This is a genomic window from Pseudomonas sp. LBUM1668 (assembly GCF_059695715.1).
This window is the reverse complement of the sequence record NZ_CP166787.1, coordinates 4,936,799-4,962,841: the sequence shown is the minus strand read 5'-3', so window position 1 is coordinate 4,962,841 and position 26,043 is coordinate 4,936,799. Positions and strand designations below refer to the sequence as shown.

30 protein-coding genes and 1 riboswitch are annotated in these 26,043 nt (G+C 59.6%); of the genes, 10 read left to right on the top strand and 20 right to left on the bottom strand.

The window, feature by feature from the left end; genetic code table 11:
• Positions 1–32: 32 nt before the first annotated feature.
• The 11 genes from ACA061_RS22265 to ACA061_RS22215 all read right to left on the bottom strand — a co-directional run bounded on the left by ACA061_RS22265 (position 33) and on the right by ACA061_RS22215 (position 9,786).
• On the bottom strand, positions 33–524 hold the full coding sequence (locus tag ACA061_RS22265; RefSeq protein ID WP_497300057.1) for a DUF2878 domain-containing protein: 492 nt from the start codon (positions 522–524) through the stop codon (positions 33–35).
• Entirely contained in the window at positions 517–1,782 is a 1,266-nt protein-coding gene (locus ACA061_RS22260; RefSeq protein WP_497300056.1) for a class I SAM-dependent methyltransferase, read from the bottom strand. Before ACA061_RS22260 ends, ACA061_RS22265 begins: the two co-directional genes overlap by 8 nt.
• The gene (locus ACA061_RS22255; protein WP_497300055.1) at positions 1,769–2,584 is read right to left on the bottom strand and encodes a DUF1365 domain-containing protein; all 816 of its coding nucleotides are present in this window, start codon (positions 2,582–2,584) and stop codon (positions 1,769–1,771) included. Before ACA061_RS22255 ends, ACA061_RS22260 begins: the two co-directional genes overlap by 14 nt.
• A complete protein-coding gene (locus ACA061_RS22250) occupies positions 2,581–3,828 on the bottom strand; it encodes an NAD(P)/FAD-dependent oxidoreductase (RefSeq protein WP_210702118.1) in 1,248 nt (415 codons plus the stop codon). Before ACA061_RS22250 ends, ACA061_RS22255 begins: the two co-directional genes overlap by 4 nt.
• Positions 3,825–4,607 (bottom strand): SDR family NAD(P)-dependent oxidoreductase, encoded by a 783-nt coding sequence (locus ACA061_RS22245; protein ID WP_150616373.1) that lies wholly within the window; start codon positions 4,605–4,607, stop codon positions 3,825–3,827. Before ACA061_RS22245 ends, ACA061_RS22250 begins: the two co-directional genes overlap by 4 nt.
• Complete coding sequence (locus ACA061_RS22240) at positions 4,604–5,026, bottom strand: nuclear transport factor 2 family protein (RefSeq protein WP_150605288.1); 423 nt, start codon at positions 5,024–5,026, stop codon at positions 4,604–4,606. Before ACA061_RS22240 ends, ACA061_RS22245 begins: the two co-directional genes overlap by 4 nt.
• Positions 5,019–6,464 carry a deoxyribodipyrimidine photo-lyase gene (phrB, locus tag ACA061_RS22235; protein ID WP_497301982.1) on the bottom strand — a complete coding sequence of 482 codons (1,446 nt, stop codon included), beginning with the start codon at positions 6,462–6,464 and terminating at the stop codon, positions 5,019–5,021. Before phrB ends, ACA061_RS22240 begins: the two co-directional genes overlap by 8 nt.
• 17 nt (positions 6,465–6,481) lie before the next feature.
• The gene (locus ACA061_RS22230; RefSeq protein WP_497300054.1) at positions 6,482–7,423 is read right to left on the bottom strand and encodes a MerR family transcriptional regulator; all 942 of its coding nucleotides are present in this window, start codon (positions 7,421–7,423) and stop codon (positions 6,482–6,484) included.
• A complete protein-coding gene (locus ACA061_RS22225; RefSeq protein ID WP_497300053.1) occupies positions 7,423–8,385 on the bottom strand; it encodes a YbgA family protein in 963 nt (320 codons plus the stop codon). The genes ACA061_RS22230 and ACA061_RS22225 overlap by 1 nt, the downstream gene beginning before the upstream one ends.
• A 199-nt stretch (positions 8,386–8,584) precedes the next feature.
• Positions 8,585–8,803: a TIGR02450 family Trp-rich protein gene (locus ACA061_RS22220; RefSeq protein ID WP_150605293.1), complete on the bottom strand. Its 219-nt coding sequence runs from the start codon at positions 8,801–8,803 to the stop codon at positions 8,585–8,587.
• Positions 8,800–9,786 (bottom strand): NAD(P)/FAD-dependent oxidoreductase, encoded by a 987-nt coding sequence (locus ACA061_RS22215; protein ID WP_150605294.1) that lies wholly within the window; start codon positions 9,784–9,786, stop codon positions 8,800–8,802. The genes ACA061_RS22220 and ACA061_RS22215 overlap by 4 nt, the downstream gene beginning before the upstream one ends.
• Before the next feature lie 197 nt (positions 9,787–9,983).
• Between ACA061_RS22215 and ACA061_RS22210 the strand changes: the two genes are divergently transcribed.
• Positions 9,984–10,886 (top strand): TIGR01777 family oxidoreductase, encoded by a 903-nt coding sequence (locus ACA061_RS22210; protein ID WP_497300052.1) that lies wholly within the window; start codon positions 9,984–9,986, stop codon positions 10,884–10,886.
• Positions 10,887–10,899: 13 nt separating this feature from the next.
• The gene (hemH, locus tag ACA061_RS22205) at positions 10,900–11,925 is read left to right on the top strand and encodes a ferrochelatase (protein WP_497300051.1); all 1,026 of its coding nucleotides are present in this window, start codon (positions 10,900–10,902) and stop codon (positions 11,923–11,925) included.
• 104 nt (positions 11,926–12,029) lie between these two features.
• Here the strand turns inward: hemH and ACA061_RS22200 are convergent, their stop codons facing one another.
• Positions 12,030–13,304 (bottom strand): uracil-xanthine permease family protein, encoded by a 1,275-nt coding sequence (locus tag ACA061_RS22200; RefSeq protein ID WP_150605297.1) that lies wholly within the window; start codon positions 13,302–13,304, stop codon positions 12,030–12,032.
• A 2-nt stretch (positions 13,305–13,306) separates the two neighbouring features.
• On the bottom strand, positions 13,307–13,945 hold the full coding sequence (gene upp / locus ACA061_RS22195) for a uracil phosphoribosyltransferase (protein ID WP_042561031.1): 639 nt from the start codon (positions 13,943–13,945) through the stop codon (positions 13,307–13,309).
• A gap of 177 nt (positions 13,946–14,122) precedes the next feature.
• On the opposite strand from upp, the gene ACA061_RS22190 reads away from it, so the two are divergent.
• A complete protein-coding gene (locus ACA061_RS22190) occupies positions 14,123–14,680 on the top strand; it encodes a hypoxanthine-guanine phosphoribosyltransferase (protein WP_042561030.1) in 558 nt (185 codons plus the stop codon).
• A 261-nt stretch (positions 14,681–14,941) separates the two neighbouring features.
• Positions 14,942–15,229, top strand: coding sequence for a PA4642 family protein (locus ACA061_RS22185; protein ID WP_497300050.1), 288 nt, complete (start codon positions 14,942–14,944; stop codon positions 15,227–15,229).
• A 148-nt stretch (positions 15,230–15,377) separates the two neighbouring features.
• Here ACA061_RS22185 and mqo read toward each other — a convergent pair whose 3' ends face one another.
• Positions 15,378–16,886, bottom strand: a complete 1,509-nt coding sequence (gene mqo / locus ACA061_RS22180; protein WP_150605299.1) for a malate dehydrogenase (quinone) — start codon at positions 16,884–16,886, stop codon at positions 15,378–15,380.
• A gap of 708 nt (positions 16,887–17,594) precedes the next feature.
• Positions 17,595–17,828, bottom strand: a complete 234-nt coding sequence (locus ACA061_RS22175) for a hypothetical protein (protein ID WP_150605300.1) — start codon at positions 17,826–17,828, stop codon at positions 17,595–17,597.
• Positions 17,829–18,033: 205 nt separating this feature from the next.
• On the opposite strand from ACA061_RS22175, the gene ACA061_RS22170 reads away from it, so the two are divergent.
• Complete coding sequence (locus ACA061_RS22170; RefSeq protein ID WP_007912832.1) at positions 18,034–18,618, top strand: YajG family lipoprotein; 585 nt, start codon at positions 18,034–18,036, stop codon at positions 18,616–18,618.
• 185 nt (positions 18,619–18,803) lie between these two features.
• Here the strand turns inward: ACA061_RS22170 and ACA061_RS22165 are convergent, their stop codons facing one another.
• On the bottom strand, positions 18,804–19,010 hold the full coding sequence (locus ACA061_RS22165) for a hypothetical protein (RefSeq protein WP_008083982.1): 207 nt from the start codon (positions 19,008–19,010) through the stop codon (positions 18,804–18,806).
• Positions 19,011–19,202: 192 nt separating this feature from the next.
• Between ACA061_RS22165 and ACA061_RS22160 the strand changes: the two genes are divergently transcribed.
• Entirely contained in the window at positions 19,203–19,481 is a 279-nt protein-coding gene (locus ACA061_RS22160) for a hypothetical protein (RefSeq protein ID WP_042561025.1), read from the top strand.
• A gap of 97 nt (positions 19,482–19,578) precedes the next feature.
• On the opposite strand, the gene ACA061_RS22155 is transcribed toward ACA061_RS22160, so the two are convergent.
• The gene (locus tag ACA061_RS22155; RefSeq protein WP_191626512.1) at positions 19,579–20,742 is read right to left on the bottom strand and encodes a 1-acyl-sn-glycerol-3-phosphate acyltransferase; all 1,164 of its coding nucleotides are present in this window, start codon (positions 20,740–20,742) and stop codon (positions 19,579–19,581) included.
• A 142-nt stretch (positions 20,743–20,884) separates the two neighbouring features.
• On the opposite strand from ACA061_RS22155, the gene ACA061_RS22150 reads away from it, so the two are divergent.
• From ACA061_RS22150 to ACA061_RS22135, 4 genes are all read left to right on the top strand, one after another.
• The gene (locus tag ACA061_RS22150; protein ID WP_042561023.1) at positions 20,885–21,067 is read left to right on the top strand and encodes a CPXCG motif-containing cysteine-rich protein; all 183 of its coding nucleotides are present in this window, start codon (positions 20,885–20,887) and stop codon (positions 21,065–21,067) included.
• Between the two features lie 9 nt (positions 21,068–21,076).
• Complete coding sequence (locus ACA061_RS22145) at positions 21,077–21,337, top strand: putative signal transducing protein (protein WP_150605302.1); 261 nt, start codon at positions 21,077–21,079, stop codon at positions 21,335–21,337.
• 37 nt (positions 21,338–21,374) lie between these two features.
• Positions 21,375–21,998, top strand: a complete 624-nt coding sequence (locus tag ACA061_RS22140; RefSeq protein WP_042561021.1) for an SOS response-associated peptidase — start codon at positions 21,375–21,377, stop codon at positions 21,996–21,998.
• Positions 21,999–22,117: 119 nt separating this feature from the next.
• Entirely contained in the window at positions 22,118–22,936 is an 819-nt protein-coding gene (locus ACA061_RS22135) for a M48 family metallopeptidase (protein WP_150616364.1), read from the top strand.
• A gap of 91 nt (positions 22,937–23,027) precedes the next feature.
• Here the strand turns inward: ACA061_RS22135 and ACA061_RS22130 are convergent, their stop codons facing one another.
• The 3 genes from ACA061_RS22130 to ACA061_RS22120 form a co-directional block, all read right to left on the bottom strand.
• Complete coding sequence (locus ACA061_RS22130; protein ID WP_042561019.1) at positions 23,028–23,612, bottom strand: TMEM165/GDT1 family protein; 585 nt, start codon at positions 23,610–23,612, stop codon at positions 23,028–23,030.
• Between the two features lie 88 nt (positions 23,613–23,700).
• Positions 23,701–23,825: riboswitch (yybP-ykoY riboswitch) on the bottom strand.
• A 39-nt stretch (positions 23,826–23,864) separates the two neighbouring features.
• On the bottom strand, positions 23,865–24,863 hold the full coding sequence (locus ACA061_RS22125; protein ID WP_497300049.1) for a methyltransferase: 999 nt from the start codon (positions 24,861–24,863) through the stop codon (positions 23,865–23,867).
• Positions 24,864–24,895: 32 nt separating this feature from the next.
• Positions 24,896–25,861, bottom strand: coding sequence for a 2-hydroxyacid dehydrogenase (locus ACA061_RS22120; protein ID WP_210702123.1), 966 nt, complete (start codon positions 25,859–25,861; stop codon positions 24,896–24,898).
• Positions 25,862–26,043: the final 182 nt, after the last annotated feature.

The window sequence follows — 26,043 nt, the reverse complement described above, 5'->3', positions numbered from 1 at the left end:
GATGCCGCGTGTGTGAACGCTCTGACAGACGCTCAATGAGCCAGGCGTCGAGCCATCAGATGCAGCAGCGGAAACAGCAACGCCCAGAGCAGGCCGATGCCGATCAGGCTGGGTAATTCGCCGTAGGGAAATTGCACGCCGGCCAAGCGTCCGCCGCCGTAATACGACAGCGCACCACCGACGGCCCCCAGCACGCTGGCCAGCCACCATGGCCGGGCGGTCCATTGCAGGCAGTGCCGCAACGTAGTCGCCAGTAATGCCCACAGCAACATCAGCCACAGCGGAATCAGCGGCGACGAATCCTCAAACGCGAACACACCGAGGCCGCGCAAAGCGCTGTCCACCGCCGTACCGACAATCACCACGCTGAGGATCAAACGTCCCTCCGCAGCCCAACTGCTGACCCAGCGCAGATGAATCACCAGCACCGCCAACGCCAGCAACAGCCACAAACTGTTGCCGCCGAGCACACAGGCCAGCCAGCCGATCTGGAACAGCACGGCATTGGCGATCCGCTCAAGCATCGAAGCGTCCGAGCAGCGGCGCGGGCATGGCGGCCGGTTTGGCCAGCAACAATTGCGCGGTGCCGATGGTGCGCTCCAGGAAGCCACCCTCGCAGTAGCACAGGTAAAACTCCCACAGCCTGAGGAAATAATCGTCGTAGCCCAGTTCGCTCAAGCGGCCGTGGGCGCGGCGAAAATTCTCGTGCCACAGGCGCAGGGTTTTGGCGTAGTGCAAGCCGAAATCTTCCATGTGCAGCAGGTTCATGTCGGTGTCGCGGCTGACGATTTCGAGCATCTTCTGCACGCAGGGCAGGGCGCCGCCGGGGAAGATGTAGCGCTGGATGAAGTCCACGCCGCGCTTGGCTTGCTCATAACGCTGCTCGCGGATGGTGATCGCCTGTAGCAGCATCAGGCCGTTGCTCTTGAGCAACTGCGCGCATTGTTTGAAGTAGGTCGGCAGGAAGCGGTGGCCGACCGCTTCGATCATCTCGATCGACACCAGTTTGTCGTACTCGCCGGTGAGGTCACGGTAATCCTTGAGCAACAACGTCACTTGATCCTGCAGGCCCAGTTGTTCGATGCGTTTTGCGGTAAACGCGTACTGCTCTTTCGACAGCGTGGTGGTGGTCACGCGACAGCCGTAATTTTGCGCCGCGTAAAGCGCCATGCTGCCCCAGCCGGTGCCGATTTCCAGCAGGTGATCGCTGGGTTTGAGCGCGAGTTTCTGGCAGATGCGCTCCAGTTTGTTCAGTTGCGCCTGTTCCAGGTTGTCTTCGGGGGTCAGAAACTGCGCCGCCGAGTACATCATGGTCGGGTCGAGAAACTGTTCGAACAGGTCGTTGCCGAGGTCGTAATGCGCGGCGATGTTTTTCTGCGAGCCTTTGCGCGTGTTGCGATTGAGCCAGTGCAGGCCTTGCACCATGGGTCGGCCGAGGCGCGCCAAACCACCTTCCATCGCATCAAGAACTTCGAGGTTGCTGACGAACACTCGCACCACGGCGGTCAAGTCCGGCGAGCTCCAGTAGCCGTGGATAAACGCCTCGCCTGCGCCGATCGAGCCGTTGCTGGCGACCAGGCCCCAGACTGCGGCGTCGAGTATGTGGATTTCGCCTACCAAGGCACTGCCGGGTGCGCCGAACAGCATCCGTTCGCCATCCTCGACCACCACAAGCTGGCCGTGTTTGAGCCGGGCCATTTGCCGCAACACGCCACGACGCAGCAGCGAACCGGTCAAGCCATTGGTGCTGAGCCGACTGACCGACAGACTAGAGGATTTCATGGCGGTGTTCCTTGGGAGGCACGGTAGCGGTTTGAAAGCTGCCATCGGCAGCCTGATGAGCAAAGATCGGTGCGCGCTTGAACAGCAGTCGTACGGCCTGCCAATAAATCGCCAGCGCGGTTTTCGCGGTCATCCACGGGAAGCGACGCAAGTAGCGGTGCAGGCTGTGGCGGTCGAGCGTTTCGCGTTGCAGGTTGAGCGTGGCGTCGAACAGTTTGTGCTCGCCCTGCCAGTCGGCCATGTGTACGCCGAGGGTTTGCGCGGCGGGGCTGAAGCTCATGCGGTATTCGAGATCACGCGGCAGAAACGGCGAAACATGAAAGGCCTTGGCCACCGCAAAATGCTGATGAGCGCTCTGCGGATTGATTGGCGCGCGCGCTGGCAACACATAGTGATAGCGCTCGCGCCACGGTGTGTTGGTGACTTCGCAGACAATCGCCGCCAGTTGCCCGTCGGCCTCATGGCAATAAAAGAAACTCACCGGATTGAACGCCAGTCCCCAGCTGCGCGGTTGCGTAAGCAGGCACACCGAGCCTTGCGGTTCATGTCCGATGGCGATGCCGACCTGCTGGCGCACGGCATCGATCAAACGCATGCCGGTGCCGGTGAAGGCCTTGAGGTAGTCGCTCTCGCGAAATGAAAACGGCGCAAAGCGACTGCGGCTGGCCAGCGCCGACAGACCAAACAACGCGTCCTGTTCGGCCAGATCGAGGTACAGCAAACCGATCCGGTAACGAAATTCATGCCGGCGCGGGGAGAAGCGCCGATGGCCGATCCAGCCGCTGTAGAGGGCGCTGTTCACAGGGTTTCCCCAAACGCGGCCGCCACGCGCAATGCGCTGACCACCCCGTCTTCATGAAAACCGTTGGCCCAATAAGCGCCGCAGTAATGGGTGTGTTGCGCACCATCCAGTTCGGCCCAGCGGTTCTGCGCCGCCACCGCCGCGAGGCTGAACTGCGGATGGGCATAAGTGAAGCGGGCCAGCACTTTGTCGGGGTTGATGCCGGCGCTCTGGTTGAGGCTGACGCAGAACGTGGTGTCGCTCTCGATGCCCTGGAGAATGTTCATGTCGTAGGTGACGGCCGCGTGAGTGTGACCGGTACCGCTCAGGCGATAGTTCCAGCTGGCCCACGCCAGTTTGCGCGTGGGCAACAGTTGCGTGTCGGTGTGCAGCACCACTTCGTTGTCGGCATAGGGCAGGGCACCGAGGATCGCGCGTTCGGCCTCGCTCGGGCTGGCCAGAATTTGCAGGGCCTGATCGCTGTGACAGGCGAACACCACTTTGTCGAAGTGCTCGATCCCCGCGGGGCTGTGGATAACCACGCCGTGTTCGTCGCGATCCACTCGCTTCACCGGGCAGTTCAGACGAATCCTGTCCTTGAACGCGGCGGTCAGTGGCGCGATGTAAGCGCTGGAACCGCCCTCGACCACTTGCCATTGCGGCCGATCACTGACTGACAACAAGCCATGATTCTTGAAGAAGCGCACAAAGAACTGCAGCGGAAAATTGAGCATCTCGGCCATCGGCATCGACCAGATCGCAGCGCCCATCGGCACGATGTAATGCAGGATGAACCGCTCGCCGTAGCCGCCGGCCTTGAGGTAATCATCCAGGGTCATGTCGGCATCGATGCGCAGCTCGATGAGGTCGCGCTGGGCTTCTTTATTGAATCGCAGAATGTCGCGCAGCATGCCCCAGAAACCCGGCGACAGCAGATTGCGCCGCTGGGCAAACAGGCTGTTGAGGTTGTTGCCGTTGTATTCCAGGCCGCTGTCCGGATCGTTGACCGAGAAGCTCATTTCGGTCGGCTTGAAGCCCACGCCGAGCTGGCCGAGCAAGCGGATGAAATTCGGGTAGGTCCAGTCGTTGAACACAATGAAACCGGTGTCCACGGCATATTGGCGACCTTCGACGTCGACCTGCACCGTGTGCGTGTGGCCACCGACCCAGTCGCCGGCCTCGAACACCGTGACGTCATGTCGGCGATTGAGCAGGTGCGCGCAGGTGAGTCCTGCGATGCCGCTGCCGATAATGGCGATTTTCATGCTGGGTCTCGCAGCGGCGGCGGTTTGCGCACCATGCGTTTGCCGATGGCCAATTGCAGGCCCGTCGGCAGTTTCGACAAGGGCCACAGCGCGGCCATGAACAGCGCCGGGAAGGCGATTTCCAGTGGCCGATCATTGAGTTTGGCGAAGATATGCCGCGCAGCTTTATCCACAGGCCAACTGAGCGGCATCGGGAAATCGTTCTTGGCGGTCAGCGGAGTTTCGACAAAGCCTGGGCTGATTACCGTGACTTCGATGCCCTCATCCGCCAGGTCGATGCGCAACGACTCGAACAGATAGCGCAGCCCGGCCTTCGATGCGCCATAGGCTTCTGCCCGAGGCAGCGGCAAGTAAGTGACCGAGCTGGCCATCCCGACCAGATGCGGCGCGGTGCCTTTGCGCAGTAGCGGCAGGGCGGCTTCGATGCAGTAGGCGCTGGCGAGCAGATTGGTACGCACCACGTGCTCGACGATCGAGGAGTCGAATTGCCGGGCATCGACATATTCACAGGTGCCGGCATTGAGGATCACTGTGTCCAGCGACCCCCAGTCCTCAGCGATCTGCTCACCGATTTCACGCACGGTCTGGCTGTTGGTCAGATCGCCCGGCACCACCAGCACTTGTCCCGGATAGCGTTGCGACAGCACTTTGAGTGGGGCGACCTGGCGCGAGCTGACAGCCAGGTGCGCGCCGGTGGCGAGGATGCTTTGCGCCAATGCGGCGCCAATGCCACTGCTGGCACCCGTCAACCAGTAACGCCGTGGAGGTGTACGACTCATCCCATTCTCCTTTTCAGCCAGGCGATCACCCGGCCCAATATTGGCAAGTGTTCATACAGCAGCGCCCCGGCATCGAAATAATCCCGGTGGCGATAAACCTTGTCGCGCCACAGCAAGTGCGAGCAGCCGCCGACGCGGATCTCCCGACCATTGGCCAGACGCGGGTGGCGATAACTCATGACCCAGCGCAGGTAGCCTTCACCCTCGCCAATCTGGTCGTAGCCGTGAAAATCGAAACGCAGCTCGCTGACGTTGGCGTACAGCTCACCGAAGTAATCGCGCAACTGCGCCAGCCCCTGAACTTCGTGCAACGGGTCGGTGAAGTGAATGTCATCGCTGTACAGCTCGCCAAGGCGTTGCAGGTTGTCTTTGTTCAACGCTGAAAATTGCCGGGCGAAGCTGCGCAGGAATTCACTCATGATCGACCCCGACTGGTTGGCGGGAAGGCAGGTTCTTGAACGCCGTCAGCGCGCGTTCGCGCGATGCACTCAGGTTGACGATCGGCGTTGGGTAATCCGCAACGCCGAACAAGCCGCCGGCACTGGCCGGGTTATGCACCTGTTTTTTGTCGAGGTCGGCCAGTTCCGGTAGCCAGTGCTTGATGAACAGGCCCTCGCTGTCGAATTTTTCCGACTGGCTCAACGGGTTGAAAATGCGGAAGTACGGCGCCGAATCGGTACCTGTGGAGGAGCTCCATTGCCAGCCGCCGTTGTTCGCCGCCAGATCACCATCGATCAAATGGCGCATGAAAAACCGCTCGCCTTCGCGCCAGTCGATCAGCAGGTTTTTGGTCAGGAACATCGCCACGACCATGCGCAGGCGATTGTGCATCCAGCCGGTTTCGAGCAGTTGGCGCATCGCCGCATCGATGATCGGCAGCCCGGTGCGCGCCTCTTGCCACGCCGCGAGTTCGTCCGGGGCGTCGCGCCAGGCCAGGGCTTCGGTCTCCGGACGGAACGCGCGGTGGCGCGAAACCCGTGGATAACCGACCAGAATGTGTTTGTAGAACTCGCGCCACAGCAGCTCATTGATCCAGGTGACAGCGCCGACCTTGCCGCTTTCGAATTCACCCTGATTGCTTTGCAGAGCGGCGTGCAGGCATTGGCGTGGCGAAACGACGCCAGCGGCCAGATACGCTGAAAGCTGACTGGTGCCGGGCTTGGCCGGGAAGTCGCGTTCGCTTTTGTAGTAATCGATTTGGGCGTCGGCGAAGGTATCGAGACGACGCCGGGCTTCTTTCTCACCGGCAGGCCACAGATCGCGCAGGGTTTCGGTCGGTGTGGCGAACCCGCTGACGGATGCCGGAACCGGATCGCTGTCGATGTCCTGCGGCGACTGTTTGCCGGGTGCAGGCACCAGCGCCGGCATTGAGCGATGCAGGCGTTCGTAGCAGACCTTGCGAAACTGGCTGAACACCTGGAAGTACGTCCCGGTTTTGGTCAGCACGGTGCCGGGCTTGAACAGCAATTGATCGAGATAACTGTGAAATTCGATGCCCTCGGCCTGCAATGCCTTGGCCACCGCCGCATCACGACGGCTTTCGTTCACGCCATATTCTTCGTTGACGTGCACCGCTTCGATGTTCAGTTGGCGACAGAGTTTGCCCAGTTCCGCCGGCGCCTGGTCCCAATGCGCCGCCGTGCGAATCAGCAACGGAATGTTCAGTTGACCGAGGCTTTTGCTCAGCCCTTGCAGATTGCGCAGCCAGAAGTCGACCTTGCAGGGCGCATCGTCATGTTCTTGCCATTGCTGTGGGCTCAACAGGTACACGGCGACCGTCGGGCCGCGGGCTGCGGCAGCCGCGAGGGCGGTGTTGTCATGTTGGCGCAGGTCGCTGCGCAGCCAGATCAATTGCATATCGGTAGTCGCGTTCATTAAATCAGCCCACGCTGAACGAGTGCCTGGTGTGCTGAAAGCGGATCTTCGGCCAGGTACAAATCAGCAATCTCGGAAGTTCTTGCGGACAACTCGGCGTGGTGGATGCACACCGTTGGTCCGACGATCATTTTCGGGCAAGCGACGCCAGCAAAAAGTTTCGGCAACTGCGCATGCTGCATGGCTTTGCTGGAATACAGCAGCACACCACGGGCTTGCAGATGTTCGACGGCCAATGCCAGCTCCCCGGCCGGCAGTGGCCAGTCAAACACTTGCACCGGGCAATCAGCGCTGCTGATCAGCCACGCGCACAGCCACAGATGAGGTTCCAGTGACAGGTCGGAATGATTGATCAGCAACAGTGGCGCGGCGTGCAATTGACGATTGTTATGGTAGATGCGCGCGCCAAATTTGCTGCGTAACCACGAATAAAAAAATACCCGCTCCATCTGCGCGCCGAACTGGCCCTGCCAGCGCTGTTCAAGTTCGGCCAGCAGCGGCAGCAGCAATTGCTCACACAGGGTGCGCGGCGGATACAGCGCCATGACCTGATTGATGCTGTCGTCGATGCTGCGTTCATTGAGTTGCGTGACGGCCATGAGCAGGGTCTGGCGCAACCGTTGCCAATCGTTTTCCACCGACTCGCTGAGGTCCTGCGCAGTGTCGAGCAGCGGCTTGACCTGGCTGACCGCGACGCCCCGGTTGAGCCAGGTAAGGATGGTCAAAATGCGTTGGACATGCTCGGCCGAATACAGCCGATGACCCTTGGGCGTGCGTTGCGGGACAATCAGACCATAGCGTCGTTCCCACGCACGCAGCGTGATCGCATTGACACCGGTCTGCCGCGCCACTTCGCGGATCGGCAACCAGCCTTCATCGAGGGCTTTCTTGAAGTCGGCGCCAAGGTCTTCCTGAGCGCTGGAATCGGGTTTGTCATTCATTAGATAGCGTTTCGCAGGCTGAGATTTTCCGGGTGCGGTTGCAGGTAAACCTGTTGCGCAATGTACGGATCCGGATGAAGGCGAAAGTGGTGTTTGAGCAGCGTCAGCGGTACCACGAGCGGAACGATGCCCAAACGATATTGGCCAATCACATGCACCATCTCCTGCTTGTCTTCGGCGCTGATTACCTGTTTCAAGTAACCGCTGATGTGCTGCAGAACATTGCTATGGGTGCCGCGGGTCGCACATTTTTTTAGCGCTGCCATCAATTCGCTGAAGTAACGCGGGCCAAGTTCGGCAGGGTCGCTCTGCGCCATGTTGCCCAACAACTTGCCTAGCGCCTTGTATTGCAGCGGGTTGTGCGCCATCAGCTGGTATTTGTAGCGTGAGTGGAATTCGGTGAGCGCACGGCGGCTCAGGCCTTGGGCAAGCACTTGCTTCCAGGCGCTGTAGGCGAGTACCCGGGTGATGAAGTTTTCACGCAGCACCGGATCGTTCAGGCGCCCGGCTTCTTCCACCGGCAAGTCCGGGTGCCGCGCGCAGAAAGCCTGGGCGTAGATGCCACGGCCACCGCCATTCACCGGCGCGCCGTTATCGTGATAGACCTTGACCCGTTCCAGCCCGCAGGAAGGTGATTGCTGCATGAAGATGTAGCCGCAGATGTCATTGAGCTCGCCGGCCATTTTCTCGCCGTACTCGGCCAGAGGCGCGGTGACGTTGATCGAGGGATGGACGGTGCCGACGGCTTGCGGACTTTGCGGATCGCCGACCAGACGGATCGGTTCGCGGGGGATGCCCATGCCGATGGCGACTTCCGGGCACACCGGGACGAATTCGAAATATTCAGCGAGGGTGCGGCTGCACAGGCGTGATTCCTTGTGACCGCCGTTAAAGCGAACCTCGGCGCCCATCAGGCAGGCGCTGATGGCGATTTTCGGCCGGGACATGGAAAGGTCTGACATGGATACCTCTCGAATCTATACCTGTACAGAGATCGATCTCTGTACAACATTTCTTCAGCATAGATTCATGGGTGTACAAGTCAAATCATTTGTATAAGTTTTTCTGTAGGAGCTGCCGCATGCTGCGATCTCTTGATCCTGTTTTTGATTTGGGAGTTTTGAGAAGCAAAGATCAAAAGATCGCAGCCTTCGGCAGCTCCTACATGAGCCAGCCGATTTTCCATTGGGCGTTGTTTTGTAACGCATGCCAATCGAACCGTTCGACACGTTTGGTCAGCACCGCCTGCAACTCGACTTCGAGCACAGTGCCGTCCTCATCGCGAATCAGCTCGGTCACCAGAAAATGTTTTTCACGATTTTGCGGGTGGGCTGCTGTCCATTTCGACAGCAGCAATTTGCGCGGGTTGATCTGATTCACTGGAGATGCTCATGCAGACGGCGCGCAGCTTCCTGGCCGCTGAGCCAGGCACCCTCGACGCGTCCGGACAGGCACCAGTCGCCGCAGGCGTACAAACCCAGATCGGCATCCGCCAGCGCGCCCCATTCGTGGCCCGTCGCCGGGCGTGCGTAGAGCCAGCGATGGGCAAGGCTGAAGGTCGGCGCGGGCATTGCACTGTGCAGCAATTCGGCGAATGCGCCGTGCAGTTGCTCGATCACCGCTTCCTTGGGCAGGTCGATGTGCTGTCGGCTCCAGGCACTGGTGGCGTGCAACACCCAAGTATCGAGCGTGTTGTCGCGCCCCGGTTTACTGCGATTGCGCGCCAGCCAGTCGAGGGGGCTGTCCTGCACGAAGCAACCTTCAATCGGAGTATCCAGCGGCGTATCGAAGGCGAGGGCGACGGCCCAGGTCGGGTCCATTTTTACCCCGGCGGCGGCACCGGCGAGTTTCGGCGCGGCGGCCAGCAACGCGGTAGCTTGCGGTGCCGGCGTGGCGATCACGACATGACTGAAAGGACCGTGGGTGAAGCCTTCGGCGTCTTGCAGATGCCAATGTTCTTCGCCGCGATAGACCTCGGTAATCCGACAGGCAAATTGCACCTCCAGACCCTCGAGCAAGCCGCGGGTGATGGCGCTCATCCGTGGCGCACCGACCCAGCGGGTCTGCTCGTCCGGCGACAGATTCAGTTGCCCGCCCTGGAAGGTGTAGAGCTGCGGTGTCCACTCGGCGACCCAGCCCTGACTTTGCCAGCGCTGTACCTCGGTGACGAAACGTCGATCGCGGGCGGTGAAATATTGCGCGCCCAGATCCAGCGAACCGGCGTCGCTGCGTTTGCTCGACATACGTCCGCCGCTGCCGCGACTTTTATCGAACAATTGGACGGTGTGCCCAGTCTCCGTAAGAGCCTGAGCTGCCGAGAGTCCGGCGATGCCGGTGCCGATGATTGCGATAGGTACAGTCATAGGGGCCTCGTTTACCTTTCTGTACAGACTACGCCGTCGTTGAAACCTGTACAATTTTGTTTTTTGGTATAACTTCTAGCGTTCTCGTTCTGGCAGCTTGGCCTATGGTTAAACAATAGAACCTGCCCGATAGAAAAGATCCCTGTTTATAAAAATAGACTAGTGATCCGGGTAAAACGCCACGCGAGGAAGATGTCATGCATATATTGCTGACCGGCGGTACTGGTTTGATCGGACGTCAGCTCTGCCGACACTGGTCGGGGCAGGGCCATCGTCTGACGGTTTGGAGTCGACGCCCGCAAGCGGTCGCAAAAATCTGCGGGACGCAGGTGCGCGCCATCGCACGGCTGGAAGAGCTTGGCGAAGAACCCGTCGACGCAATCATCAATCTTGCTGGCGCGCCAATTGCCGACCGACTGTGGACCCATCGACGCAAAGCGTTGTTGTGGAGCAGCCGCATCAAACTCACGGAAACCCTGTTGGCGTGGCTTGAAACCCGGGCGCAGAAACCGGCGCTGCTGATTTCCGCTTCGGCCATCGGCTGGTACGGCGACGGTGGTGAGCGCGAGTTGAGCGAAGACTCACCGCCAGTGATCGACGATTTCGCCAGTCAGTTGTGTATTGCCTGGGAAGAGACTGCCCAGCGCGCAGAAGCGTTGGGCATCCGCGTGATACTGGTGCGCACCGGTCTGGTGCTGTCGGCCGAAGGCGGCTTTTTGTCGCGGCTGTTACTGCCGTTCAAACTTGGGTTGGGCGGGCCTTTGGGCAATGGCCGTCAGTGGATGCCATGGATTCATATCGATGACCAAATCGCCCTGATTGATTTTCTTCTGCATCGTGATCAGGCCAGTGGTCCTTATAATGCGTGCGCGCCAAAACCTGTGCGCAATCGCGAATTTGCCAAGACGCTGGGCAGTGTTTTACACCGTCCGGCGTTCATGCCAATGCCGACCCTGGCACTGAAGGTCGGTCTGGGCGAGATGTCATTGCTGTTGCTGGGCGGCCAACGGGCCACGCCGGCACGCTTGCTGGAAGCGGGATTCACTTTCCAGTTCACGGATTTACGCGCGGCTCTGGATGATCTCTCCAGCCGCCTCTGAAATAGGACGTTGCATGACCGATCACGCCTTGCTTCTGGTCAACCTGGGTTCCCCGGCCTCCACCTCGGTGGCCGATGTACGCCGCTACCTCAATCAATTTCTGATGGATCCGTACGTGATCGACCTGCCGTGGCCGGTACGGCGTTTGCTGGTATCGCTGATCCTGATCAAGCGCCCCGAGCAATCCGCCCACGCCTACGCCTCGATCTGGTGGGAGGAGGGGTCGCCGCTGGTGGTGCTCAGCCGTCGCTTGCAAGAGCAGATGAAGGCGCAGTGGAAGCATGGCCCGGTCGATCTGGCGATGCGTTACGGCGAGCCTTCAATTGAAACGTGCCTGACAAGACTGGTCGCGGCAGGGCACAAGCGCATCACGCTGGCGCCGCTGTACCCACAGTTCGCCGACAGCACCGCCACCACGGTTATCCAAGAAGCCAAACGAGTGCTGCGCGAGAAGAAGCTCGATGTGCAGCTCTCGATTTTGCAGCCGTTCTACGATCAGCCGGAATACCTCGACGCGCTCGTCGCCAGCGCCAAACCGCATTTGCAGCAGGATTACGATCACCTGCTGCTGAGCTTCCATGGTTTGCCGGAGCGGCATCTGACCAAGCTTGATCCGACCGGGCAGCATTGTTTCAAGAACGAAGATTGCTGCAAGAACGCATCCCCGGCGGTTCTGGCTACCTGTTATCGCGCGCAATGCCTGCGCACGGCGGCACTGTTCGCCGAGCGCATGGGGCTGGCGGACGGCAAATGGTCGGTGTCGTTCCAGTCGCGATTGGGTCGTGCCAAATGGATCGAGCCGTACACCGAAGCGCGGCTGGATGAGTTGGCGAAAAGCGGCGTGAAGAAGATTCTGGTGATGTGCCCGGCGTTCGTTGCTGATTGCATCGAAACGCTGGAAGAGATTGGTGATCGCGGCAAGGAGCAGTTCCGCGAAGCGGGGGGCGAGGAGTTGTTGCTGGTGCCGTGCCTGAATGACGACCCGCAATGGGCGAAGGCGTTGGCGACCCTCTGCGAAAGAGCGCCTCTGGCCCTCTAAAAGCATCGCGGGCAAGCCCGCTCCCACAGGTTCAGTGCAGTTCCTGTGGGAGCGGGCTTGCCCGCGATGACATTTGCACAAACAACAAAAAACTTACAACTTGATTAGAGCAGCGGATCATCCGCCTTCTTGTTCTTCCAGCCATCATTGCCCGGCAGCAGCAGGTTCAGCGCAATCGCCACCACCGCGCACAGCGCGATGCCTTTGAGGCCGAAGTCGTCCGGACCGGTGCCAGTGCCAACCAGCACACCACCAATCCCGAATACCAGCGTCACCGAAACAATCACCAGATTGCGTGCTTCGCCCAGATCGATCTTGTGGCGGATCAGGGTGTTCATGCCCACCGCCGCGATCGAACCGAACAACAAGCACAGAATCCCGCCCATCACCGGTACCGGAATGCTTTGCAGCAGCGCGCCGAACTTGCCGACAAACGCCAGGCTGATGGCGAAGATCGCCGCCCAGGTCATGATTTTCGGGTTGTAGTTCTTGGTCAGCATCACGGCGCCAGTCACTTCGGCGTAGGTGGTGTTAGGCGGGCCGCCGAACATACCAGCTGCGGTGGTGGCGATGCCGTCACCGAGCAGGGTGCGATGCAGGCCCGGCTTCTTCAGATAGTCACGACCGGTCACGCTACCGACTGCAATCACGCCGCCGATGTGTTCAATCGCCGGGGCCAATGCCACCGGAACGATGAACAGAATCGCCTGCCAGTTGAACTCCGGCGCGGTGAAATGCGGGATCGCGAACCACGGTGCTGCGGCAATTTTCGCGGTATCGACCACACCGAAATAGAACGCCATGGCGAAACCGACCAGCACGCCGGAAATGATCGGCACCAGACGGAAAATGCCTTTGCCGAACACTGCCACGATCAACGTGGTCAGCAGCGCTGGCATCGAGATCATCATCGCGGTCTGGTAGTGGATCAGTTCAGCACCGTCGCCAGACTTGCCCATCGCCATGTTCGCGGCAATCGGCGCCATGGCCAGGCCGATGGAGATAATCACCGGACCGATGACCACCGGCGGCAGCAGACGGTCGATGAAACCGGTGCCTTTGATCTTCACGGCCAGGCCAAGAAAGGTGTAGACGAAACCGGCCGCCATCACGCCGCCCATGGTCGCGGCGAGGCCAAACTGGCCCTTGGCGAGAATGATCGGGGTGATGAAAGCAAAGCTCGACGCCAGGAACACCGGCACCTGACGGCCAGTGACGATCTGGAACAGAATCGTCCCAAGACCTGCGGTAAACAGTGCCACGTTCGGGTCAAGGCCCGTGATCAGCGGCATCAGCACCAAGGCGCCGAAAGCCACGAACAGCATCTGGGCGCCGGACAGCACCGTGCGCCAGAGCGGATCGTTGAACTCTTGTTGCATGGTCACGCGTCCTTCTGCTTGGTGCCGAAGATCTTGTCACCGGCATCGCCAAGCCCTGGGATGATGTAACCGTGTTCGTTCAAACGTTCATCAATCGACGCGGTGTAGATGGTCACGTCCGGGTGAGCCTTTTCTACAGCGGCGATGCCTTCCGGCGCGGCAACCAGCACCATCGCGCGGATTTCCTTGCAGCCAGCCTTTTTCAGCAGGTCGATGGTCGCAACCATGGAGCTGCCGGTGGCGAGCATCGGGTCGATGATCATCGCCAGACGTTCGTCGATTTCCGGAACCAGTTTTTCAAGATAGGTGTGGGCTTGCAGGGTTTCTTCGTTGCGGGCAACACCCACAGCGCTGACCTTGGCACCCGGGATCAGGCTGAGCACGCCTTCGAGCATGCCGATACCGGCACGCAGGATTGGCACGACAGTGATCTTCTTGCCGGCGATTTTCTCGACCGACACGGTGCCGCACCAACCTTCGATATCGTAGGTTTCCAGCGGCAGGTCTTTGGTAGCTTCGTAGGTCAACAGCGCACCGACTTCCTGAGCGAGCTCGCGGAAATTCTTGGTGCTGATGTCTGCGCGGCGCATAAGGCCAAGTTTGTGACGGATCAGCGGATGGCGGATCTCTTGGATGGACATGGGGAAAGGCTCCGGCGGCGGGCAAAAAAACCGGCCTAGATTAATCTATCCGAGGGTGATGTCCTATAGGACATAGAGTACGTTAGTCCATAAAGGCTTGATTCAGTCGTGCGAGATGCGTACCTTTGCCCGCTTTTCGCGACTATCCCCCCCTTCAATCACCCCCCGGAGAGCGCCATGTCCGCTGATCTCGAGCATATCCGTCAAATCATGCGAGAGGCTGACTGCCTGTACACCGAGTCTGAAGTCGAGGCCGCCATTGCCCGCGTCGGTGCACAAATCAACGAAACACTGGCCGAGAGCAACCCGGTGGTGTTCTGCGTGATGAACGGCGGGCTGATTTTTTCCGGCAAGCTGCTGACCCATCTGCATTTCCCGCTGGAAGCGTCCTACCTGCACGCGACCCGTTATCGCAACGAAACCAGCGGCGGCGACCTGTTCTGGAAGGCCAAGCCAGAAGTCTCGTTCCTTGACCGTGACGTGCTGATCATCGACGACATCCTCGACGAAGGGCATACCCTGGGCGCGATCATCGATTACTGCAAACACGCCGGCGCGCGCAAAGTGCACACCGCCGTGCTGATCGACAAGGATCACGACCGCAAGGCGCGTCCTGACCTCAAAGCCGATTTCGTCGGCCTGCCGTGCATCGACCGTTACATCTTCGGTTACGGCATGGACTACAAAGGCTACTGGCGTAACGCCAACGGGATCTTCGCCGTTAAAGGCATGTAAGCAAGATCAAAAGATCGCAGCCTGCGGCAGCTCCTACAGGGGATTGATGTACACCCTGTAGGAGATGCCGGAGGCTGCGATCTTTTGCTTTTAGAGGCTGCTAAAGTGCTTGGCCCCGCCCTCAGTCTGCTCCTGTCCGCCGCGCCGATGCACAGTATCCAGGCCAATTTGCACACCGGCAGCGTGCGTGCGCGTTGAGCCGAGCGGCAGGGCAGGGGTAAACTGCCCGCCCCGTGTCATGTCTGCGAGCTGGAGTCGGCAATGCGTAAAGATAAGAAACAAGTGATTGGTGACGAGATCGGCGATGAGCAGATCAAGCTGTTTCTCGATTTTGAACCGGTCGACGCCACTTCGCCGTCGCTGCACAAACTGATCAAGGCTTACCGTGGTCTGCGTATCGACGACTTCGAGCGGTTTCTGACGTTCTTCGTCGAGGCCGGGTATGACCTCGATGGCAAGGACGAGCAGGGCCAGACGTTTGTTGATCAGATCAAGGATCAGCGCAACGCCCCGGAGTACATCGAGCTGATCGACAGGGCTCGCGGCTAAGGTCAAAAGACAGATCAAAAGATCGCAGCCTTCGGCAGCTCCTACATGGGATTGATGTACACCCTGTAGGAGCTGCCGAAGGCTGCGATCTTTTGCTTCTGACAGACATAAAAAACGCCCCGATCGGGGCGTTTTTTTTGCCGCAAGATCAAGCGTAGCTTGGCGTCTCGCTGCTTTCTTCAACCAGTTCCAGGGCGATGTTGTTCTGCGTGTTGATCTTGCGATACAGCGCAGCATCGGTTTCCAGAACCTTTTCACGGGCCGGGAAGATTTCCGCCAGTTTGCCAGCCCACTCGCCGGACGCTTTGCCCGGGAAGCACTTCTCGATCAATTCCAGCATGATCGAAACGGTCACCGACGCACCCGGCGAAGCGCCGAGCAGGGCCGCAAGAGAACCGTCCTTGGCCGCGACCAGTTCGGTACCGAATTGCAGGATGCCGCCCTTTTTCGGGTCTTTCTTGATGATCTGTACCCGCTGGCCGGCCACTTCCAGGCGCCAGTCTTCGGCTTTCGCCTCCGGGTAGAAACGGCGCAGGGATTCCAGACGCTGTTCCATCGACTGCATCACTTCGCTGACCAGGTACTTGGTCAGGTCCATGTTGTTTTTTGCCACCGCCAGCATCGGCCCGATGTTGCCGGCGCGAACCGACAGCGGCAGGTCCATGAAGGAACCGTGCTTGAGGAACTTGGTGGTGAAACCGGCGTATGGCCCGAACAGCAGGGATTTCTTGCCATCGACCACGCGGGTGTCCAGGTGCGGCACCGACATCGGTGGCGAACCTACGGCAGCCTGGCTGTAAACCTTGGCCTGGTGCTGTTTGACCACTTGCGGGTTGTCGCAGCGCAGCCACTGGCCGCTGATCGGGAAGCCGCCGAAGCCTTTGCTTTCTTCGATACCCGAAGCCTGCAGCAACGGCAGGGCCGCGCCACCGGCACCGAGGAAGACGAATTTGGCATCGACTTCACGGCTGCTGCCGCTGTTGACGTCCTTGATGCTGACGGTCCAGCCATTGCCGTTACGCTTGAGGCCGGTGACGCGCTTGCAGTATTTGACCTGGGCGTCGGGAGCGCTGGTCAGATGCTTGAGCAACTGATTGGTCAGGGCGCCGAAGTTGACGTCGGTGCCGTTCATCACGCGGGTCGCGGCGAGCACTTCATCGCTCGAACGTCCCGGCATCATCAGTGGCATCCACTCGGCCATTTTGGCCTTGTCTTCGGTGTACTCCATGTCCGAGAAGGCGTGGTGCTTGCTCAGCACATCGAAGCGTGACTTGAGGAAGGACACGCCGCTGTCGCCCTGCACGAAGCTCAGGTGCGGCACCGGGCTGATGAAGGATTTGCACGAGCCGAAGGTGCCTTTTTTGGTCAGGTACGACCAGAACTGCTTGGACACCTCGAACTGGGTATTGATGTGCACGGCTTTCTTGATATCGACGCTGCCGTCGGCCGCTTGCGGCGTGTAGTTCAGCTCGCACAGGCCAGCGTGGCCGGTACCGGCGTTGTTCCACGGGTTGGAACTCTCCGCAGCACCGGAGTCCATCAGCTCGACAACTTCCAGTTTGATCGCCGGATCGAGCTCTTTGAGCAGCACTGCCAGGGTGGCACTCATGATGCCGGCCCCAACCAGTACTACGTCGACTGCTTCGTTATGCGCCATTTAACGCGTCTCCAAAATCTGCAGCACCAAATTGTCGGCATGGCTGCCAGGCATTCAGGGACAGGTCAGTTGTGTCCCGGCTATCCGTGGTCAGGTTTCGCCATGTCCGAATCTTCGCAATTCTTCGCAACTTTGACGGATGCGTGCGGCGTGGCTTCCAGAGCTCCATGAACTCATTTCAGCGCCCGGCTGGCAATTCGACTTATGGTCGAGACATCCGTTTTTGTGCAACCAAATCCGTAGCGGACAGGCTTCAGGCTCCGGTATTCGAGGTATACCCGGTCCTGTGTCGTTGGGCTGTTTCAGACGCTAATGGTGCATGTTCAGACGCAAAACTATTCATTTGCTCGCCACACTCTTGTGAAGTTGTGAAAACCCGTTTTTTTCACGCTCTTTTGAAGACGTGAACCTCAAAAAGGGCTGTCCATGCCTGGCACCCTGCCCGCAAGGGCAAAACAACGCGGTGGCCGAGCGTGATGACAGCTCTGCAGATTCGCGAAAAGCGGGGGTTTGCCGGAAGAACAGGCAAGCGCGCCAACTTCACTCGATCTGTGTGGGCGGCTCTCTGTGGGCGATTTTTGATGCCAATGCAAGCGCATTGACGGTGTTGCGGGGCCCGATCAGGAGACGTCCTTATAATCGGGGGGAGATTGTATCGAAGAAATGCGCGGAGTTGGTCGAGTTTAATGACTTTTATTAGGCATCCGGTCAGATGCTCAACTGCACCTGCGCCCGTGCGCGCATTTGACGCGGTACGACCCGGGCGCTGGCGGGCAGCGGCTGGTTCAACCAGGTGAGGCGGATTTCTTCTATTTCCACCCAGCCATCGCCCATCGGTTGCAGGCTGCACTGTTTGAACGCTTGGCAAAGGCCGTTGCGGTCGAGCAAAGCAAAGCTGCGATGCAGCGGGCGTGGCGCGAACAACGAGATCAGATAACGCATGGCCGAGTACCTTGTTGGAGGACTGATTTGAAGGATGCCGGCGAGCCGTGACGTGCACATGTATGGCGGGTGAAGAATCTGTGACAGGAACCGCTTTCGACGGGGTTTGTCAGACATTTCAGTATTCACCGTCGGGTGCTGGTGACCCGCAGTGGCCCACCGCTATACTGCGGGCCTGTTTGTGCCTGATTCTGGAGAGAAAAGCATGTTGCAACGCCTGTTGTTCGGTTTGATCACTGTGGCCGGTTTGACTCTGGCCGGCTGCGCCCACAGCCCGCAACAACTGAGTCCGGAACCGAAGCTGACCACGCAATTGCCTGCGGTCGGCCGTGGCCAGCCAGTCGTCGTGCGTGTGGTTGACGGTCGTCCGTCGCCAACCCTGGGCACCCGTGGCGGTCTGTACCCTGAGACCAGCGCCATCACCGTCCAGCGCGAGCAGATCCTGCCGAAGTTGCAGGCTCAGGCTGAAGCCGCCGTGCGTTTGCTCGGGTTCACCCCGACCAACAACGCACCTAACGCTCCGCAACTGACTGTGACCCTGGCCGAACTGAAATATCAGTCGCCCAAAGAAGGCATGTACGTGACCGAAGCGACCATCGGCGCAACCTTCCGCTCTGACGTGCAGAACGCCAACCGTCGCTACAGCGGCCGTTACGGTGCTTCGCTGGACCAGCGCTTCGGCATGGCGCCGAATCAGGAAACCAACACCAAGCTGGTTAGCGACGTGTTGAGCGATGCGTTGACACGTCTGTTCAAGGATCCGACCGTGGGTCAGGTTCTGGCTGAATAAGCTGCTCGCCTGATGTGAAAAAGCCCGGGGCCAGTGATGGTTCCGGGCTTTTTCATGCCTACATCTCTACCTGCACACCCCATCCCTGTTGGAGCTGCCGAAGGCTGCGATCTTTTGATCTTGTTTTCAAACAATCAAAATCAAAAGATCGCAGCCTGCGGCAGCTCCTACAGGGGGCGTATCGTTCAGGCAGCCTGCGAATAAAAATCGAGAACGCTAACCCCCGTCAGCAAATCCGTTTCAGGCAAATCCGCATGCTGATGCCCGCCCAGCGCGCAATACACCAGCCAATGACGATCCTGAACATTGAAGGCAAGGCTGCCAACGAGACTTTGCTGCTCGTCGTAAGGGGTGATGAGGTACAGACGATCCTGGTTTTCAGCGTGAAGCATGACGCGTTCCATGTGTGTTTCGAGGCGCGCATGGTGGTGCATCCACATGACGAAGCCGTGACACAGGACAGCCATCGGTCGATTGTCGCGTTATTTGTCGTAAAGGCTGGGGCGGGGCAGGCAGGTTTCGGTAGAATCGCGCCGCGGTCGTCGGTCTGGCGTCTGCCACACTGATTAAGTTTGAGGTCTGTGATGTCGCTGCATTTGATGACGCTGTTTACCAATCATCCCGCCAAATTGATCAATCTGCTGGCGCTGTTGTTGGCGTTTCCCGGCAGTTGGCTGCTGCACGCGACCCGCCGCCGCGAACAACGCGCATCGGCCAGCATCGCCGCACAGCGCCAGGCTCAGCCGAATGCCGAACCGATTCTGGATTGGTCGACGTTGCGCATGAACCGCTTTTTCTATCGCTTCGGTTTTGCCTGCCTGGGTCTGGCGCTGGTCATTTCCTGGATCAGTACCCAATTTTAAAATCAAAAGATCGCCGCCTTCGGCAGCTCCTACAGGGGATAGATATTTACCCTGTAGGAGCTGCCGGAGGCTGCGATCTTTTGATCTTGCTTATGTCTTAAAGCGCCAACCCAGCCTTGACCCGATACTGGTTACGCACCGGCGTTGCATATTGCAGCACCAGATACGGACGATGCTCTTCAGGGCAAGCGTCCAGCCGTGACTGCCACTCTTCCTGCGCCTTGGCCAGCTCATCCGCCGGGAACACCTCGGCAGCTTTGGGCACATTCAGTTGCGGATCCGCATCGGCCCATTGCGCATACGCCAGGTAATGCACGGGGAACAACCGGTAGCCGCCGAGAATCTGCTTGTCCATCTCGACTGCCAACAGTTTGGTGTCTTCGAACAACTCGGTGATCGGCGCAGCAAAGTTCACGTGCACCCGGCCCTTGTAGCCAGTGATGCCCTTGGCAATGCTCACGTCATCCTCGCCCGGCACTTTGCTGTAGGTGCCGGTGGTGGCGCGGATGTACAGTTCGCGGGCCTTGGCCTGGTCGCACGGATCGTATTCGTAGCTGATCGACACCGGGGTGACGTTCAGCGACTGAATCACTTCGCCGAACGGCTCGTCCTTGCGGCTCATGTGGAACATCTTGAGGATCGCCGACTCGGTGCGGTCGTCCCCATCCTTCGCCCGGCCTTCGGCCTGAGCAATCCAGATCGAGGCGCAGTCGTTGCGGATCGAGTGGTTGATGTACGCCGACAGCAACTGATACGCGGCCATTTTCTCGCGACGGCCGGTGATCGAGCGGTGCACGATGAAACTCTTGTTCAGGCGCATCAGGTCGCTGACGAACGGCTTCTGCAACAGGTTGTCACCGATCGCGATACGCGGCGTCGGCAGGCCGGCGTGGTACACGGCATAGTTGACGAAGGCCGGGTCCATGACGATGTCGCGGTGGTTGGCGATGAACAGATACGCGCTGCCGGACTTGAATTGCTCGACCCCGGTGTAGGTCACGCCGTCAGTGGCGCGCTCGATGGTGTGGTCGACGTAAGCCTCGACCTTGTCCTGCAAAGTCGCCACCGATGTCACGTCGGCAAACTCACGACGCAGCCGATGGGCTATAAGTGGTTTGAGCATCCAGCCGAAAGGACCGGCAAAACGCGGGAAGCGGAAGTGGGTGAGGATATCTAGAAACGCCTTGTCGCCGAGCAGTCTTGCCAGTACCACAGGTACTTCGCTGTCGTCGTAAGGTCGGATGGCATCGAATTCGCCCATCATGCTCTCTTGTTGGAAACGGCTAGGGTAAGTAAAGGTTTTGATCGAAAACCAACGGGGCACGGTCTGAAAAAATAGCCAGACAAAAATAGCCCTGCAAATAGACCGGCGATTATACGCACAAGTCACTTGGGAGACCGCGATGCTGGAAGCCGCACTGTATGAATGTCCTTATTGTGGGGAGCAGGTAGAGACGTCGGTGGACCTGTCCGGCGGCGATCAGACTTATATCGAGGACTGTCAGGTGTGCTGTCGGCCGATTACGTTTGTATTGCAGGTTCACGGTGAGGAATGGCATCTGGAAGTCTTCAGCGAAAACGAGTGAGGGGCGCCCATGCAGCGAATCTACGAACCGGAAAACCTGATGGAAGGCGAGATGCTCAAGGGCATGCTCGCCAGCGAGGGTATCGAGGCGCATCTGGTGGGCCGGGATTTGCTCGGCGGCACGGGCGAGTTGCCGATCTTCGGATTGCTGGGGCTGTCGGTCGATAACGATCAGGCCCAATACGCCCTCGAGCTGATCACCGCGTACAATGCCGCGCTGCCGCTGCCCGGCGACGAACCGGAGAGCTTCCCCGGTACGCTGGTCTGTTAGGCTGACGTTCGTTTTATTTTCTGAGTCGTGTTGCCCCATGTGTGGACGTTATGCCCTGTTTCGCTGGAACCGCGACTTCGCGGCCCTGCCAGGTTTTCCTGCCGATCAACTGGCGCAGTGGAACATTTCCCCCAACGATTCGGTGCTGATGCTGCGTGCCGGTGAAGACGGCGAGCGCACCTTGGCCCGCGCCCGCTGGGGGTTGACGCCGCCATGGCTGACGGACTTGTCGCGCACCCCGGCGCACGCCCGCGCCGAAACCGTGGCCGAGCAACCGATGTTTCGCGAGGCGCTGCGTTTGCGTCGCTGCCTGCTGCCGGCCAACGGCTTTTATGAATGGCGCGGCACCCAACGCAAGCGCCCGTACTGGCTGACGCCGGGGGAGGGTGCTTCGCTGTTTTTTGCGGCGATCTGGGAGGCGTATCCGGTGCAGGAGCAGGTTTGGTTAAGTACAGCGGTGATCACGCAATCAGCCGCCAGTCAGCGTCGGCCGTTGATTCTGGATGAGGCGGGGCAGGCCGCGTGGCTGGATCCAGCAACGCCGTTGCATGCCTTGCAAGCCTTGCTTGCCAGTGAACCCGCCGCGTTGCGCGAGCGGGTGTTGGCGAACATGGTCAATGATCCGAAGCTCAATGGGCCGGAGTGTCTGACCCCGGGTTAGGGTGAGGGGCTTTTGCTCTGACGGGATATGTCTGAAAGTCGCTGCAACACGTCCGTTGTATCTGGCGCCAATACAATTACCCACCTACGATACGCGACAGGTTTTCAGGGAGCTTTTGAATGAACAAGACATTGGTTGTAAGTGCACTGAGCGCAGCGCTGTTGCTGGCCGGTTGTCAGTCGGTCAACACCACCAGCGGCGGCGCCGTGGGTGTGGAGCGCAAGCAATACATGTTCAGCATGCTGTCCTCGCAAGAGGTCGATCAGATGTATGCCCAGTCCTATCAGAAGACCGTAGGCGAGGCGTCGACCAAGGGTGTGCTGGACAAGACCAGCAGCGACGCCAAGCGGGTTCAGGCCATTTCCAGCCGTCTGATCGCCCAGGCACCGAATTTCCGTCCGGATTCGGCGCAGTGGAAGTGGGAAGTCAATCTGATCAAGAGCGATGAACTCAACGCCAACTGCGGCCCCGGCGGCAAGATCATTTTCTACACCGGGCTGATCGACAGCCTGAAACTCACCGACGATGAAATTGCCGCAATCATCGGCCATGAAATCGCCCACGCCCTGCGCGAGCATGGTCGGGAAGCGATGTCCAAGGCCTATGGCATTGAAATGGCCAAACAGGGCGCGGGCGCGCTGCTCGGTCTTGGCCAGGACAGCCTGGCGCTGGCCGACACCGTGGCCAACTACGGCATGACCTTGCCTAACAGCCGCGCCAATGAAAACGAAGCCGATCTTATCGGTCTGGAACTGGCTGCTCGTGCCGGCTTCAACCCGAATGCCGCAATCACCCTGTGGAACAAGATGAGCAAGGCATCGGAAGGCTCGCCGCCAGAGTTCATGAGCACACACCCGGCGTCGACCAGTCGGATCGCTTCGTTGCAGGCGGCGATTCCGAAGGTGATGCCGCTGTACGAAAAAGCTCCGAAGTCCTGAGACTCTCGCAGATTCTATGATTGACGGGATTTCATTGTGGTGAGGGGATAAATCCCCTCACCACAGGTCAGTGCCACATCAGTCAGGGGTGTTAAACCCAGCCACTGCTCTGCATCGCCTTGTACACCGCAACGAGCGCCAGAATCAGGAATGCCGAGGCCGCCAGGCGTCGGATCAAGGTCAGCGGCAGTTTGTCCGCGGCAAAATTACCCGCCAGTACAACCGGCACGTTGGCAATCAGCATGCCCAACGTGGTGCCGATAATCACCAGCCACAACTCCGGATATTGCGCGGCGAGCATCACCGTTGCGACCTGGGTTTTGTCGCCCATCTCGGCAAGGAAGAACGCGATAAGCGTAGTGAGGAACGGCCCGAACTTGCGCGCGGTGCTGGCTTCATCGTCATCCATTTTGTCCGGGACCAATGTCCACAGCGCAGTGGCGGCGAAGCTTGCGGCGAGAATCCAGTGCAACACGGAGTCGGAGAAGAAGCTGCCAAACCAGGCACCTACCGCACCGGCTGCTGCGTGGTTGGCCAGGGTCGCAGCGACGATGCCGGCAATGATCGGCCAGGGTTTGCGAAAGCGTGCGGCCAGAATCAGCGCGAGCAGTTGCGTCTTGTCGCCGATTTCGGCCAAGGCAACGATTGCGGTGGGAACGAGTAACGAGTCCAGCATCAGGATTTTCCTAAGGGGCGGGTCGACACGGCTATGACACGTACAGCCTTCCCGCCCCGGGTAAGGTGTGCGTGTCATAGGTCTTGTCAAACCCTGCAATCCGTCTGATGCGGACGCTTGGGTCGCATACGCCATGATCTGAGGATCAAGTATGTTGACGTATGCCGGACGAGCTTGGTGCTCGTGGGAGACTACTCCCCTAGGACGGAGCGGATTCTGCCTTCGCAAATCCGATAGAGCAAGAACAAATTTTCAGCCGCGCTTGGCCCGGTAAATCCGGAAACCGTTCCCCTCGGCCTTGATCGCGCAGACCCCGAGGTGCTCTTCAATCAGCGGTTGATACTTCAGGAAGCTATTGGCAACCAAGCGAAGTTCGCCACCGTTTTTCAGATGTTTGGCTGCTTTTCGCAGCAAGTTCTCGGTTGCGAAATAATCGGTATGGACGCCGACATGAAACGGCGGATTGCTCAGAATCGCGCTCAGACCCATCGGTGCAGCATCGATACCGTCACCGGTCAGCACTTCAGCCTCCAGCCCGTTGGCGGCAAGGGTCAGACGGCTGCTGGCGGCGGCAAACGCGTCGACGTCGAGCAAAGTGACCTGGTTGTGCGGGTAGCGACGTTTTACCGCAGCGCCCAACACTCCAGCGCCACAGCCGAAATCCAGCAGATGGCCGCTCGGCAGTTTGTCCAGATGATCGAGCAGCAGGGCGCTGCCGCGATCCAGTCGACCATGGCTGAACACGCCCGGCAGGCTGATGACTTTCAGCGGACCTTCGGCCAGCGGCAATTCATAGGTTTGTGCCAGGCTTTCCAGCGACTTCACTTCAGGGGCATTGGCTACCGTGACTTGCCAGAGCTGGCAGTGCCGCGCGCTATCGAGCTTGCGCGGCTTGCCGAACGGGTTGAGCTGCTTGGAAGCGCCTTCGATGCCGCTGCGTTTCTCCCCGACCAGAAAAACTTCGCGCCCGGCCAGACGCGCGGCCACAGCGTTGAGGATGTAGTCGGTCAAGTCCTTGGACTTGGGCAGGAACACCACGGCGCTGTCGAACTCGCGCTGTGGAATGTTCACGCCGAAATGGCTACGCCCTTCGAAGCGCGCCTCCAGGGCGTTTTGGTCGCCAGCATGCCAGCACCAGCCAAACGCGTTGGGCAGGCGCCCGAGCAAATCGTCGGCAGGCAAACCGGCCAACAACAGCGAACCCTGGAATAACTCGGGCTGACGAAGCAGTACTTCACTGCGCGGATCCATATCTGCTCCTCAAAAAAAAGTGCCGCAGTCTATCAACTGACGACCCGCAGCGCCTTACCGCTGAAGAACGCCTCGGCGTTTTCGGTCAATTGACCGACGATGCGCTGCCGCGCCTCGCGGCTGCCCCAGGCGTTGTGTGGCGTGACGATCAGACGCGGAATGTCGGCGGCCAGCAGCGGATTGCCTTGGGTGGGCGGCTCGACACTCAGCACGTCAGTGGCGGCGCCGCCCAGATGACCGGCGCGCAAAGCATCGGCCAGTGCCTGTTCATCGATCAGCCCGCCGCGGGCGGTGTTGACCACGAACGCGCCGGGTTTCATCGAGGCCAGTTCGCGGGCGCCGATGAAGTGGCGTGTGTGTTCGTTGAGCGGGCAGTGCAAGGTCAGGGCGTCGATCTGCGGGAGCAGTTGATCCAGCGGCAAACGATCCGCTCGGGCAGGGCGCCCCGGGATCTGCCCGAGCAATACGCGCATGCCAAACGCTTCGGCCAGTCGCGCGACGGCGCTGCCGAGTTCGCCATGACCGAGCAAGCCGAGGGTTTTGCCTTGAAGTTCGACAATCGGGTAGTCGAGCAGGCAGAACTGTTTCGCCTGCTGCCAGCGGCCTTCGCCGACGGCTTTTTGATAATCGGCCAGGCGGGTGGCGAGGTTGAGCAACAGCATGATCGTGTGTTGCGCCACCGATGGCGTGCCGTAACCCTGACAGTTGCACACCGTGATGCCGTGGGCGCGAGCGGCCACCAGATCGACGTTGTTGGTGCCAGTGGCGGTGATCAGGATCAGTTTGAGGTCAGGGTTGGCGGCCATGGCGGCGGCGTCGATCAGGATCTTGTTGCTGATCGCCACGGTGGCACCTTGCAGGCGTTCGGCAACCTGTTCAGGCAAGGTCTGAGCGAACAATTGCAAGTCGCTGAAGCAGGCGCGCAACGGGCTGAGGTCGAGATCGCCAAGATCCAGTGAAGGATGATCAAGGAATACGGCGCGGCGCGGGTTCGTCATCAACTGTACCTTTTGTGCTGTGAACGGAAGGCGTAATCTGCCGAGCCTACCAGATGAAACAAATCGTTACGTAAAGGCACTACACCCTGTGGCTAGGGGATTTAGCGAAATGTCGCACCGCCCCGATGGGTTGCGCAGCAGCCCCCAGACAACTCACCTCAGTGTGCCAGACACACCGCGGG

Excerpts from the sequence above, each read along its gene's own strand:
- ACA061_RS22265 (WP_497300057.1), bottom strand. The coding sequence starts at position 524 with ATGCTTGAGCGGATCGCCAATGCCGTGCTGTTCCAGATCGGCTGGCTG.
- ACA061_RS22260 (WP_497300056.1), bottom strand. The coding sequence starts at position 1,782 with ATGAAATCCTCTAGTCTGTCGGTCAGTCGGCTCAGCACCAATGGCTTG.
- ACA061_RS22250 (WP_210702118.1), bottom strand. The coding sequence starts at position 3,828 with ATGAAAATCGCCATTATCGGCAGCGGCATCGCAGGACTCACCTGCGCG.
- ACA061_RS22245 (WP_150616373.1), bottom strand. The coding sequence starts at position 4,607 with ATGAGTCGTACACCTCCACGGCGTTACTGGTTGACGGGTGCCAGCAGT.
- ACA061_RS22240 (WP_150605288.1), bottom strand. The coding sequence starts at position 5,026 with ATGAGTGAATTCCTGCGCAGCTTCGCCCGGCAATTTTCAGCGTTGAAC.
- phrB (WP_497301982.1), bottom strand. The coding sequence starts at position 6,464 with ATGCAATTGATCTGGCTGCGCAGCGACCTGCGCCAACATGACAACACC.
- ACA061_RS22230 (WP_497300054.1), bottom strand. The coding sequence starts at position 7,423 with ATGAATGACAAACCCGATTCCAGCGCTCAGGAAGACCTTGGCGCCGAC.
- ACA061_RS22225 (WP_497300053.1), bottom strand. The coding sequence starts at position 8,385 with ATGTCAGACCTTTCCATGTCCCGGCCGAAAATCGCCATCAGCGCCTGC.
- ACA061_RS22215 (WP_150605294.1), bottom strand. The coding sequence starts at position 9,786 with ATGACTGTACCTATCGCAATCATCGGCACCGGCATCGCCGGACTCTCG.
- ACA061_RS22210 (WP_497300052.1), top strand. The coding sequence starts at position 9,984 with ATGCATATATTGCTGACCGGCGGTACTGGTTTGATCGGACGTCAGCTC.
- hemH (WP_497300051.1), top strand. The coding sequence starts at position 10,900 with ATGACCGATCACGCCTTGCTTCTGGTCAACCTGGGTTCCCCGGCCTCC.
- ACA061_RS22200 (WP_150605297.1), bottom strand. The coding sequence starts at position 13,304 with ATGCAACAAGAGTTCAACGATCCGCTCTGGCGCACGGTGCTGTCCGGC.
- upp (WP_042561031.1), bottom strand. The coding sequence starts at position 13,945 with ATGTCCATCCAAGAGATCCGCCATCCGCTGATCCGTCACAAACTTGGC.
- ACA061_RS22190 (WP_042561030.1), top strand. The coding sequence starts at position 14,123 with ATGTCCGCTGATCTCGAGCATATCCGTCAAATCATGCGAGAGGCTGAC.
- ACA061_RS22185 (WP_497300050.1), top strand. The coding sequence starts at position 14,942 with ATGCGTAAAGATAAGAAACAAGTGATTGGTGACGAGATCGGCGATGAG.
- mqo (WP_150605299.1), bottom strand. The coding sequence starts at position 16,886 with ATGGCGCATAACGAAGCAGTCGACGTAGTACTGGTTGGGGCCGGCATC.
- ACA061_RS22175 (WP_150605300.1), bottom strand. The coding sequence starts at position 17,828 with ATGCGTTATCTGATCTCGTTGTTCGCGCCACGCCCGCTGCATCGCAGC.
- ACA061_RS22170 (WP_007912832.1), top strand. The coding sequence starts at position 18,034 with ATGTTGCAACGCCTGTTGTTCGGTTTGATCACTGTGGCCGGTTTGACT.
- ACA061_RS22165 (WP_008083982.1), bottom strand. The coding sequence starts at position 19,010 with ATGCTTCACGCTGAAAACCAGGATCGTCTGTACCTCATCACCCCTTAC.
- ACA061_RS22160 (WP_042561025.1), top strand. The coding sequence starts at position 19,203 with ATGTCGCTGCATTTGATGACGCTGTTTACCAATCATCCCGCCAAATTG.
- ACA061_RS22155 (WP_191626512.1), bottom strand. The coding sequence starts at position 20,742 with ATGGGCGAATTCGATGCCATCCGACCTTACGACGACAGCGAAGTACCT.
- ACA061_RS22150 (WP_042561023.1), top strand. The coding sequence starts at position 20,885 with ATGCTGGAAGCCGCACTGTATGAATGTCCTTATTGTGGGGAGCAGGTA.
- ACA061_RS22145 (WP_150605302.1), top strand. The coding sequence starts at position 21,077 with ATGCAGCGAATCTACGAACCGGAAAACCTGATGGAAGGCGAGATGCTC.
- ACA061_RS22140 (WP_042561021.1), top strand. The coding sequence starts at position 21,375 with ATGTGTGGACGTTATGCCCTGTTTCGCTGGAACCGCGACTTCGCGGCC.
- ACA061_RS22135 (WP_150616364.1), top strand. The coding sequence starts at position 22,118 with ATGAACAAGACATTGGTTGTAAGTGCACTGAGCGCAGCGCTGTTGCTG.
- ACA061_RS22130 (WP_042561019.1), bottom strand. The coding sequence starts at position 23,612 with ATGCTGGACTCGTTACTCGTTCCCACCGCAATCGTTGCCTTGGCCGAA.
- ACA061_RS22125 (WP_497300049.1), bottom strand. The coding sequence starts at position 24,863 with ATGGATCCGCGCAGTGAAGTACTGCTTCGTCAGCCCGAGTTATTCCAG.
- ACA061_RS22120 (WP_210702123.1), bottom strand. The coding sequence starts at position 25,861 with ATGACGAACCCGCGCCGCGCCGTATTCCTTGATCATCCTTCACTGGAT.